This window comes from Sphingobium sp. ba1 (genome assembly GCF_000743655.1).
Lineage (GTDB): Bacteria > Pseudomonadota > Alphaproteobacteria > Sphingomonadales > Sphingomonadaceae > Sphingobium.
The window spans coordinates 2,028,695-2,039,951 of sequence record NZ_JPPQ01000069.1 but is presented as its reverse complement, the minus strand read 5'-3'; the positions used below and the strand labels follow the sequence as shown (position 1 = coordinate 2,039,951).

General features: G+C 62.8%; 8 protein-coding genes and 1 pseudogene. 5 read left to right on the top strand and 4 right to left on the bottom strand.

The window, feature by feature from the left end; all coding sequences use genetic code 11:
• Positions 1 to 327 precede the first annotated feature (327 nt).
• Positions 328 to 664: pseudogene (locus IL54_RS12930) on the top strand (hypothetical protein).
• Between the two features lie 62 nt (positions 665 to 726).
• Here IL54_RS12930 and IL54_RS12925 read toward each other — a convergent pair.
• From IL54_RS12925 to IL54_RS12915, 3 genes are read right to left on the bottom strand one after another with little or no spacing between them, the layout of a single operon-like run.
• On the bottom strand, positions 727 to 2,028 hold the full coding sequence (locus IL54_RS12925; protein ID WP_037476188.1) for a CitMHS family transporter: 1,302 nt from the start codon (positions 2,026 to 2,028) through the stop codon (positions 727 to 729).
• A gap of 34 nt (positions 2,029 to 2,062) precedes the next feature.
• On the bottom strand, positions 2,063 to 3,544 hold the full coding sequence (locus IL54_RS12920) for an OprO/OprP family phosphate-selective porin (protein WP_037476185.1): 1,482 nt from the start codon (positions 3,542 to 3,544) through the stop codon (positions 2,063 to 2,065).
• Positions 3,541 to 4,629 carry an ABC transporter substrate-binding protein gene (locus IL54_RS12915; RefSeq protein ID WP_037476182.1) on the bottom strand — a complete coding sequence of 363 codons (1,089 nt, stop codon included), beginning with the start codon at positions 4,627 to 4,629 and terminating at the stop codon, positions 3,541 to 3,543. The genes IL54_RS12920 and IL54_RS12915 overlap by 4 nt, the downstream gene beginning before the upstream one ends.
• A gap of 109 nt (positions 4,630 to 4,738) precedes the next feature.
• Here IL54_RS12915 and IL54_RS12910 point away from each other — a divergent pair, with 109 nt between their 5' ends.
• From IL54_RS12910 to IL54_RS12900, 3 genes are all read left to right on the top strand, one after another.
• The gene (locus tag IL54_RS12910) at positions 4,739 to 5,392 is read left to right on the top strand and encodes a response regulator (protein ID WP_037478628.1); all 654 of its coding nucleotides are present in this window, start codon (positions 4,739 to 4,741) and stop codon (positions 5,390 to 5,392) included.
• Positions 5,382 to 6,773: a sensor histidine kinase gene (locus IL54_RS12905; protein ID WP_037476178.1), complete on the top strand. Its 1,392-nt coding sequence runs from the start codon at positions 5,382 to 5,384 to the stop codon at positions 6,771 to 6,773. The genes IL54_RS12910 and IL54_RS12905 overlap by 11 nt, the downstream gene beginning before the upstream one ends.
• A gap of 184 nt (positions 6,774 to 6,957) precedes the next feature.
• Positions 6,958 to 7,728: an HAD-IIA family hydrolase gene (locus tag IL54_RS12900; RefSeq protein WP_337587984.1), complete on the top strand. Its 771-nt coding sequence runs from the start codon at positions 6,958 to 6,960 to the stop codon at positions 7,726 to 7,728.
• 13 nt (positions 7,729 to 7,741) lie between these two features.
• Here the strand turns inward: IL54_RS12900 and IL54_RS12895 are convergent, their stop codons facing one another.
• Complete coding sequence (locus IL54_RS12895) at positions 7,742 to 8,638, bottom strand: MurR/RpiR family transcriptional regulator (protein ID WP_037476176.1); 897 nt, start codon at positions 8,636 to 8,638, stop codon at positions 7,742 to 7,744.
• Positions 8,639 to 8,910: 272 nt separating this feature from the next.
• On the opposite strand from IL54_RS12895, the gene IL54_RS12890 reads away from it, so the two are divergent.
• Positions 8,911 to 11,121 (top strand): TonB-dependent receptor plug domain-containing protein, encoded by a 2,211-nt coding sequence (locus IL54_RS12890; protein ID WP_052027690.1) that lies wholly within the window; start codon positions 8,911 to 8,913, stop codon positions 11,119 to 11,121.
• Positions 11,122 to 11,257 lie beyond the last annotated feature (136 nt).

Here is an 11,257-nt window from a genome sequence, read left to right as displayed (position 1 = left end):
TAACTTACGCCACGTCCGCCAACCCCATCCCATGCCGCCGGTGAATAAGACGGGCTAGATATAGGGTGTCGCTTCTTTCCCCCTTTGGAGCGACATCTCCCTGAACCTTGGCCCCGCCGTGAGCTAGCTCCGGCGGGGTTATTTTATACGCAATCCCCAGTCCAAATGATTCAATGCGAGGTGCAGTCTGGAAATAGGCCAGCCATGCAAATAGTGCCTTATTGCACATGGTATTGATGCGGCGGTCCGCGCCTGGATGTCCGATGTGGTAATGTCGCCGTGGTGGTTCTACGGACGATGCATAATCTTACGACATTCAGGTAGATGATGGCCCGCAAACATTCGAAACATGGTTCCTATGATGACTCGCATGTCGAGGAGGGTGCCAGCGCCGGTCGTTCCTTGCTGGCTGTGCGGTCGGCCGACGGGCAAGACCATCGTGTGGCATCATCCCGTGCCCAAGAGCCGGGGCGGGCGGGACGTCGTTCCCATGCACCCCATATGCCAGCAGACATTGATCGCGAATTTCACCAATTCCGAGCTGCAGCGCCACGGGATGGTGGTGGATGGCCTGCTGGACAATCCCAACATCCGCAAATTCGTCGATTGGGTGGCGAACAAGGATCCCGATTTCACAGCGACAATGGCCAAGAAACAGCGATAAGGCAGCGCCGCTGCGTCGGCGCGCCTGTTATTCAGTTAATCGGCCCCGGCGCGCCGGTTGCGTCAGGCGACCAGCGGGAAAGCCAGCGCGATCATGCCCACCAGCGTCATGACGATGCACACCGCCGCTGCGGGCAGCAGGGTGAAGCGCTGATGATCGGCCAGGTCGATACCGGCCAGGCTGACCAGCAAATAGGTGGACGGCACCAGCGGGCTGAGCAGATGGACAGGCTGGCCCATCAGCGATGCGCGGGCGATGGCCATCGGCTCCACGCCATAATGGGCACCTGCTTCGGCCAGGATGGGTAGCATGCCGAAATAGAAGGCATCGTTGGAAATGAAGAAGGTAAAGGGCAGGCTGAGCAGCGCCGTGATCGGCGCCATATAAGGGCCGAGCGCAGGCGGAATGAAACCGACGACTTCCTTGCTCATCGCCTCGACCATGCCCGTGCCGCCCAATATGCCGGTGAAGATGCCCGCCGCGAAGATGAGGGAGACGACGGACAGGACATTGCCGGCATGGGCAGCGATCCGCTCCTTCTGCTCGGCGACGCCCGGATAGTTGACGATCATGGCGATGGCGAAGGCGATCATCATCAGGACCGACAGCGGTAAAAGGCCCCAGACCAGCAGGGTGAGCAGCGCCACGACCAGCGCACCGTTGAACCAGATCAGACGCGGGCGGCGCGCCTCTGGATATTGCGAGACCGCCAGGTCGGCCATCGCGTGCGATTGCTGGACGCTGACATGGCCCAAGCGGCGGCGTTCCTTCCGCCCGAACCAGACCGCAAGGCCGACCAGAAAGGCGAGACCCGCGATCATGCCGGGGATCAGCGGCAGGAACAGCGTGGCCGGGTCCAGCTTCAGCGCGCTCGCGGCACGGGCGGTCGGCCCGCCCCATGGCGTCAGGTTCATCACGCCGCTAGTCACCATCAATAGGCAGCATAGATAGAGCCGGTTCATCCCGAACCTTTTGTACAGCGGCAGCAAGGCGGCGATGGTGATGATGTAGGTCGTCGATCCATCGCCATCGAGGCTGACGAGCGCGCACAACACCACGCTGCCGATCAGGATCAGCATTGGATCGCCATGCACGATACGGATCAGCCGCGCGACCAGCGGATCGAACAGGCCGGTGTCGGTCATGATCGAGAAGAAGAGGATCGCGAACAGCAGCATGACGCCGGTCGGCGCCAAATTCTTGATACCCTCGATCATCATGTCGCCCAGCCCCGCCGATTGCCCGGCGATGACGCCGAAGACGGAGGGAATGACGATCAGCGCGACCAGCGGCGTCATCTTCTTGGTCATGATCAGCGTCATGAAGGTGGCGACCATGAGAAAGCCGAGCAGGGCGAGGTTCATCGCTGCGTCCTTGAAAGAACTGGAGGAAGGGGGATCAGAAGGTCACGCCGACGCGGGCGGAGATGGTCTGGCCATCGTCGCTGCCGGTGTAAGTGCCGGCACGATTGTCGCTGTGCCACTGGATGCCGTTGAGCTGAAAGCGGGTGAAGCTGTTGAGATACCAGTTGACCCCTACGGTCGCGGCCCAACCCTCGCCGCCCAGGGCCAGATCGGTATAGTCGAGATTTTCATAGCGTGCGGTCAGCTCGATCGCACCGGTGCCGCCGTCGAGGACGGGATCGAGCACATTGGGCTGGCCGAAGCTGCCAAGGCGAGGGTTGTAAGGCGGCAGTTCGCCGGTCAGGAAAAAGCCGGTCGATACGCTCCAGGCCTTGCTCTTGAAATCAGGCCGACCGGCGTCGAGCCGGGCGATCCGCTGGCCCGCTTCGCCCATCACCCACAGGCCGCCGCTATAGCCGCCCAGTTCGACGCCATAGCCGGTGGTCGACCGGCCGCCGAGCAGGTCGCCCGTACTGACCCGCACCGCGCCGTTGAAGCGTCCGCCGATCACGGTGCTGCGCGTCAGGACGGTCGCGGCGTTCGACAAGGCTTCATCGAAGCCCCAAGCGCCCAGATGCAACAGCGTCTTGTCGGTCTTGACCGGGTTCCAGTGCGCGCGTGCCGACACGGTGCGGCTGTCGTTCGTCGCCTGTTGCCCGTCGACCCGGTCACCAGTGATGGCGACCGATGCATGCCAGTTGGGGCCGAACATCCGGCCCATGATGCCGATGCCGTAGAAGCCGCGTTGCGGAATGATGGCGGTCGATACCGTACCACGCTCCAGGAAGGGCGTGGAGTCAGAGCCCGTGCTGCCTTCGAACGCGCGGTCGTTGAACAGGTGGCCGACGCGCACGTCATAATCGACATTGGTGCTGATCTTGTTGCGCCAGCCCATGAAGGCGGTGACAATATCCACTTCATTTTCGGAGAAATCGGTTTCGAACTGGTAGAAGAAATGGGGACCAACCCAGCCCTCTAGGCCCAGGCGCAGCGCGCGCATGCCAGTCGTGGTGGTGTTGCGGCCACCATAGCGCGAACCCATGGTGGAACTGACGTCAACCAGAATGCGGCCGCGCGGCTTGTAGGTGAATATGCCGTCGGCGCTGCGGAATACCGGCAGCCCCGCACCCCATTCGGTCTTCAGGCCGACTTCAGCGGCCGCGATGGCGCGCGCTTGCGCCACGTCGATATCGGCAGGACCAGGCGGCACAATCTGCGGTGCGAACGGGCTGACGATCATCGGCGGCGAGGTGGCTTGCTGCTGCGCCATTTGCGGCGCGGCCATGGCCTCTGGCGCAACCGTGGCCGCCGTCGGTCCTTCCAGCTTGTCGAGCCGCGCCTTCAGCATGGCAATCTCTGCCGCTTGCGCGCGCACCAGATCGGCCAGGTCGGCGTTACTCGGTGCCTGGGCCAGAGCGGGCGTAGCGGCGATCAGCGCCAGCGCGGCACAACCGCCGCGCAGGAAGGACGAGGTCATTGGCTTTTGGCTCCGGCGACGAGAATATCGTTCCAATCGCGCAGGAAACGCTGGCGTTTGACGCGATCGAGATTGACGAGAAGCTGGGGGCCGACCCGGATCGGGCGGGCCTGGCCAGCGGGCAGGCGGCGGGCGCGGATGTCCGTCCGCACCGGCCAAAGGCTGTGCTGGGCCAGCAGCGATTGCCCCTGGCGCGACAGCAGAAAATCAAGAAGCAGCTTTGCCGCCGCCGGATGGCGCGCGTCACGCGCGATGAAGGCAATGCGCGAGGTGACGATCGTATAGTCCTGCGGAAAGACCACGCCGATCCGGGGATCGCGCCGCGCCCGCTCCAGCGCGTAGGAGCCGATGACATTATAGGCGATCGCCTGCCGCCCTTGCGCCACCGCGCGCAACATCGCTTCCGTTGTCGTGGCCAGCACGGGCCGGGTCGCGGCCATCGCCTCCACCAGCGACCGGGTATCGCGGGTAATCGCGAAATCTTCGGTCAGGTACAGATAGCCGACATTGGACAGCGCCGGATCGAAGGTGGTGACCTTGCCCGTCAGCGCCCGGCGGTCGCGCCGCAACATCGCTTCAAGCGCGGCATGGGTGCGCGGTACCCGCGCCGCCGGGATCGCCTTTCTGTTGTAGACATAGCCGATCGGTTCGGCCGTGACTCCAAAGCCCATATTCTTCCACACCGCCGGCGCGGGCAGAGCGGGCTTTTCCGGGCTGGCATAGGCCTGCGCGAAGCCATCGTTGATCAGCTTGCCTTGCAGGTCCATCGCGGATGACCAGACAAGATCGGCGGACGGCTTTCGCGCGCGTGTCTCGGCCAGGAAGCGGCGGGCAATTTCGGCCGAGCCCAGGTCGGCGTAATTGACGGTGACGCCGGGATAGCGGCGCTTGAAGGCGAGGATGATCGGCACCATCTCGGCCCGATCGGCATTGGCGTAGACGCTGACCTGCCGCTCGACGCGCGCGGCGGCGATCAGTTGGTCATAGGAGCGCGGATAGCCGGTCGGGCGCTGCTGCGCGCGCGCCGGGATGGCGGGCACGGCCAGGCTTGCCAGTATCGCTATCTTCAGAATAACCCATCGCATCACTCCATCTCCTCGCTTTCCGCCTCTATGTTCGGATAAGATGCGAGGGTGGCATACAAAAGGAACCTGTCATCAACCTTTCAGCAACCGGTGCCCCATCCGCATTTTGATCATCGAGGACGACGCCGCGCTGGCGCGCAGCATTTCGGCATTGCTCCGTGCAGGGGGGCATGCCGTCGATCATGTCGCGACCGGCGAGGATGCCTTGGCCGTGATCGGCAGCGAACCCTATGCGCTGGCGATACTGGACGTTGGCCTTCCCGATATCGACGGCTTCACGGTGCTGGCCGAATTGCGCAGGCGCGGCGCGCGCACGCCCGTCCTGATGCTGACGGCGCGCGATGCACTGGACGACCGCGTGCGCGGGCTGGATCTGGGCGCGGACGATTATCTGCGCAAGCCGTTCGAGCCGGAAGAACTGGAAGCCCGCGTGCGCGCTCTGGGGCGGCGGCGCGGCGGCGATCCGACACCGCAGCTTGTCGTTGGCGCGCTGACGATCAACCGCTCGACCGGCATGGCGGACATTGCCGGGCGATCGCTGGACTTGCGCCGCCGCGAACTGGCGGTGCTTGACGCGCTGGCGACCCGTGCGGGCCAGGTCGTGCCGCGCGAATTGCTGATCGGCGAAGTGTTCGGTTTCGACGAGCCGGTGGGCGGCAATGCGATCGAGGTGCATGTCACCCGGCTGCGCGGCAAGCTGGCGCCCGATGGCCCCGGTATCCGCACGGTGAGGGGGGTTGGCTATATGCTCGATGCCGACTGAGACAGGCCCGGAACCGCGCCAGGCCATTGCGCTGCGCACCCGCTTGCTGGCGGCGATGCTGGGGCCGTTGCTGGCGGTGGCGGCGATTGTCGGCATCGGCGGCGCGACGCTGATCGCCGATGTCGTGCGCCGCACCAACGACCGGGTCTTGGGCGGCGCGCTGGGCGCCATTGCCGAAACGGTGCAGGTCGAGCGGGGCGACGTGACGCTCGACCTGCCGCCCGCAGCCTTTGGCATGCTGGAAAATGGCGAACGCGACAATGTCTATTACCGCATCGCCGTGGGAGGCGAATTGCTGACCGGCTATGCCGACCTGCCCGCGCCCGACCCCGAAACGTTGGTCACCGACCAGCCCCGTTTCCGCTTCGCCCGCTATCGTGACCAGGACATCCGCATCGGCGAGGTGAAGCGGATGCTGCCCCGGATCGATCGTCCCGTCATCGTGCAGATCGCCGAAACGCTCGACAATCGCAAGGCGTTGACCAATCGGCTGTTGGGCGCGCTGCTGCTGGCAGAATTAGTGTTGGTGGGGATGGCGGCCTTGCTGCTACGCCCGGCGCTGGGGTGGAGCCTGCGCCCGCTTGCCCGGTTGCGGGAGGCGATCGAGTCGCGAGAACTGAGCAGTCGTCCGGATTTTTCGCCGCTCGACAACGGGCCCTTGCCTAGGGAGTTGCAGCCGCTGGCAACGGCGTTCAACCAGTTGCTGGCGCAGCTCGACACGGCGACCGGCGGCGTGCGCCGCTTCACCGCCGATGCGTCGCACCAGATGCGCACGCCTTTGTCCGTGCTAAAGGTGCAGGTCGCGCTGGCCCGGCGCGGATCGAGCGGCGCCCTTGACGAGATCAGCGATGCTGTGACGCGGCTTGAACGGCTCGTGACCCAGCTTCTCGCGCTCGCCCGCGCCGAGGAAGCGGGCGTGTCCGCCCCGCTGGAGGCCGTCGACCTCAAGGAAGTCTGTTCCGCCGTGATCAGCCGCCTGATCAACCAGGCGATCATGGCCGGTGTCGAACTCAACCTGGAGGCAAACGACGGGACGGATTATGGCATATCCGGCCACCGCACTTTGGCGTTCGAGATCATCGCGAACCTCATCGACAATGGCATCCGCTACAACCGTCGCGGTGGCACCGTATCGATCACCTTGTCGCGGCGGCAGGGCGAAACGCTGCTGGCCGTCCGTGACGACGGCCCCGGCATACCGCCTGACAAACGGGAAGCGATCTTCGAGCGTTTCGTCCGGCTGGGCGGCGCGCAGGGGCCTGATGGCACGGGCCTTGGCCTGGCGATCGTCCGATCCGCCGCGCAGCGCATGGGTGCCCGCGTCGAATTGGGCGATATGCGGGTCGGGACGGCGATCGTCATACGATTCCCTACAGGCTGATATCGCCGAGCAGGCCCCATTCACCCTGTGCTTTTACAGGGCATCACGGCGAGACCCTAGCGAGTGTGTCCGATGGTATGTAACGCCTCTTAAACGATATAAGCACTAACTTATTTTGAGATAATCTCACTTTACAACATGAAATATATGAGTATTTCGGAGGCAGGTTGCCAAAGGGTCGCTCATGCAAATGAAGATTATGCGATATGGGGCATCCTCTTCCCCATCGCCGAAATGCGCTTTCGACAATGCCGCCGCCATATTCCTCGACTGGGACGGCTGTGTGATGATCGGCAACACTCTGATCCCGGCGGCGCGCACGCTGTTGGAGCGGCATGCGGATCGCGTCGTCATTCTGTCCAACAATTCGACGCATCTGCCCGAAGATTTCATGCGCATATTGAACCAGGCGAATGTCCATATCGCGCCGGATCGGATCATCCTTGCCGGTGCGGAAGCGGTACGCCTGGCCATGCAGACGCCGGAGGCCCGCACCTTGCTGCTCGGAACGACGCGGATCAAAGCCTATGCCCGGCAGATGGGGCTGACGCTTGTGCGGGACGCGCCGGATCAGATCCTGCTGACGCGCGACACGCGCTTTACCTATGCCAAATTATGCCGTGCAGCGAACGCTCTGCAGCGAGGCGCGAAGCTGATCGTCGCCAATGTCGATACGACGCATCCCGGACCCGATGGCCATATCGTGCCGGAAACCGGGGCGATGCTCGCGGCCTTGCTGGCCTGTGTACCGACTGCTCCTATGGTGACGGTCGGCAAACCCGGCCCCCTCCTGTTTGCGCGCGCTTGTGAAGTCGCTGGCGTCGCACCGCATGACGCCGTGATGATCGGCGACAATCCGGAAACGGACGGAAAAGGCGCGATCGATTATGGCATCTACCCCATACTCATCGGGCCGGATGCCGGGCTGACCCTGGACGACATCCTCAACTGGTAAGCGGCGTTGCGCCTCAAAAGCGCTTGATCGACAGAACGTCGAACGTCTGGCGCAGCGTCTCGGTCGAGCGCTCATAATCCGCCAGCGCCAAGGCCGCGATCAGCGCATCGACCACGCAGAGCTGCGCGATCCGGCTGGTCATCGCCTCGGTGCGAAAACTCGTCTCGCGCGCCATGGTGAACAGGACCAGGTCGGCATAGGCCTGGATTGGCGAACGGGCGAAATTGGTGATGACGATGGTTTTCGCGCCCGCCTCCCTGGCCAGCCGGGTGGCCGCCACGGTCTCATGCGTGGCGCCGCTGTGCGAGATGGTCAGCACGACGACATCGGGGTCGCATCGGGATGCGCAGATCGCCTGCACATGGCTATCGACCACCACCCGCGCGTCGAGGCCGATGCGCAACATGCGATAATGCGTGTCCTCGGCGATCGGCGCGGACGAGCCGATGCCATAGACTTCCACGCGCTTGGCCGCGCGGATCATGTCGACCGCGCGGGACAGCGCGGTGGGGTCCAGCACCGACAGCGAATCGCGCAAGGCCTGAATGCCGGAATGAAATACCTTCCGGCAGATGGTGTCCATGTCGTCATCGCGCGTGACATCTTCGTGGATGAACTGGACCGGTTGCACGATTTCCTGGGCCAGGCTGAGCTTCATCTGCTGGAAGCCGGACAGGCCGATACCGCGACAGAAATTGATGATGCTGCCTTCGCTCACGCCCGTCTCTTCGGACAATTCGGTCACCGACATGCCGACGATCTTTTCGGGCTGGGCGAGGATATAATCGGCGATCCGGCTCGCCCCCTTCGCCATGCCCGGCTGGGCCACGCGAATGCGATTGAGCGTGTTGTCGATGGGACCATTGTCGGTGGTCGGCAGGGCACGGCGTTTGGGGGTAGGGGCTGTCATGAGAGTCCTGAATGGCGAGCGCGGGCGCGAACCACCTCTAACAGCATTTCGTCGCCCTGCAAAATTGAGTGTATTTTAATCGGGCTCAACGCTGCGTGCCTTCCCACCACAGCAAACTCATTTTTAATGCGATACAAAATTGAGTAATGTTCATTCAATTGTCACATCGGCCTCCTACTTGACCCCTGCAAGCGGTTGACGCGCTGCAGCATCGAGTCGGTTCCACGACATGCTGCTGCCCCGGCAACCCGAACATTTTTGGGGGTATTGTCATGGTGAAGCATTCACGTCCTTACGGCCGATCGAAATTCGGCGCGGTGCATCTTGGCCTGTTGCTGGGGGCCAGCCTGCTGCCGACAACGGCCATCGCCCAGGCACCCGCCGCTGCCGAAGCAACCGCCGAAGCCGAGGCTGCTGCTTCATCGATCATCGTGACCGGCCAGCGCGTCGAAGCGACCAAAGTGGCGGCCGATGCCATCGCCTTTGGCAACAATATCCAGATCGTCAGTTCCGAAGCGATCGCCGCCAGCGGTGCCAGCAACTTCGCGGAACTGGCCCAATTCCTCATCAAGGGTGCCAATATCGGCTATTCGCCGGACGAGGGCGAATATACCATTCGCCTCGACGGCGGCGGCGACCGCGACACGCTCGTCGTCCTTGATGGCGTGCCGCTGTACGATCGTGGCCCGGCGCTGGAAGATATTTGGGGATCGACGACGATCGACCCGCACATGATCGAACGGGTCGAAGTATTCCGTGGCGGCAACAGCCTCTTCTTCGGATCGAACGGCGGCATCGGCGTCATCAGTCTGGTCACCAAGCGTCCCGACGGCACCAACAAGGTGGAATTGGGCGCAAGCTATGGCGAGTTCAATTCGCGCGAATTGTGGGGCAATGCCAAATTCGCGCTGGATGCCGAAGGGCGGCATAGTGTCATGGTCTATGGCAGCAGCCAGCAGACCGACGGCCCGCGCATCTTCGCGCCGGAAAGCTATGTCGACAACGTCGCCAAAGCTGGCGGCATCCAGAAATATCCGCTCAACCGCAACAATATCGGCGTCAAATATCTCTGGAAGATCGACGACGACACCAACTTCCGGCTCAACGGCCAATATACCCAGATCGAATTTCAGGATCCGTTCCCGGACAATGAAACCTTCTCGCCGAACCGGGTCCGCTACCCGATCATCGATTTCTCGATCGACCGGCGCTGGTCCGATGCGATCTACTCCGAACTGACCGGCTATTGGAGCAACCCACGGCTCAACAATACTGAAACCTTCGCCGAAACCTGCACCAATCGCGCAGGGTGTGTCGATGTGAAGGGCCAGCCGATCCGCTTCGGCGACGCCACGGGCCGGTCGACCCCTTATCCCAACAAGGGTTTCGGCGCGGACTCCAAGGTTGGCGGCTTTCAGGAGCGGGGTCTCAATTTCCGCAACACCTTCACCTTCCCCAAGCTGGTCGAATTCGTCGCGGGGGTCCAGGTCGTATCCTACAAGGATGACTCCGATCCGGTCTTCCCGGTCGGCGATGCTTCCACGACGATCACGGGTCTTTATTTGGACGCGCGGCCAGTCATCCCCTTCAGCCCGGATACCAAGATTTCGCTCGCGGTCCGCACCGATTTCGCCAAGAGCTTCGATTCCAAGACCATCTGGAAATTCGGCTTCCGCCAGCCGATCGGTCCCTTCTACATTCGCGGCAACGGCGGCACGTCCTACAGCCTGCCGCGCACCAACGAACTTTTCTCGGTCAGCCCGACCCAGGTCGGCAACCCCAATCTGCAGACCGAAACGACCGAAACCTATAATGGCGCGGTGGGGTTCAGCAAAACCTTCGGCGGCGTGCAGATCAATGCCGAAGTTGGCGCGTTCCGCACCGACATCAGCAACCGTATCCAGGGTACGTCGGGCCTGACGCCTAACACATGGTTCAACAACAGCGCCGTCACCGAAATTCGGGGCATCACCGCGGACATGGATTTTATCCTCGGCAAGCAGTTCACGGCCAACATCAACTACACGAAGCAACAGGCGCGCCTCGCGGGCACCGATCTTCAGATCAACGAGACGCCGGAATATATGATCACCGGCAATGTCGCCTGGCATAGCGCGAATGACCGGTTCCACGTCACCCTGCTACCGCGCTATCAGGGGCCGGAATATGCGACCGGCGGCGGCAATGTTCGCCAACCCGATGGCAGCATGGCCGCCCGGTTCCGCAACAATTTCGGCAATTATTTCGTCATGAACGGGTCGATTGCCTATTGGGCGGGCGACGAGCGGCAGCATCGCTTCCAGCTTCGCGTCGTCAACATCACCAACACCAAATATGCCGAACGCTATGGCTACGGCAATATGCGCTTCAGTTCCGCCTTCCTGCGCGGCGAAATTGCGGCGAACAGCGACGCCTATTTCTACGGCTATGAATTCGAGGGCAAACCCCGCGCCGTCTACGCCTCCTTCACCACCAGCTTCTGATCGCCCATATGACAGAGCATTCACCGTCATGTCACAGCCCCGACCTATTCCGTCCGCCGCTCCGACGGAGCGGGATAGGAAGGATGTGCATATGAAACGGTGGATGATCGCGGCGATCTTGGTGCTGATGGCGGGC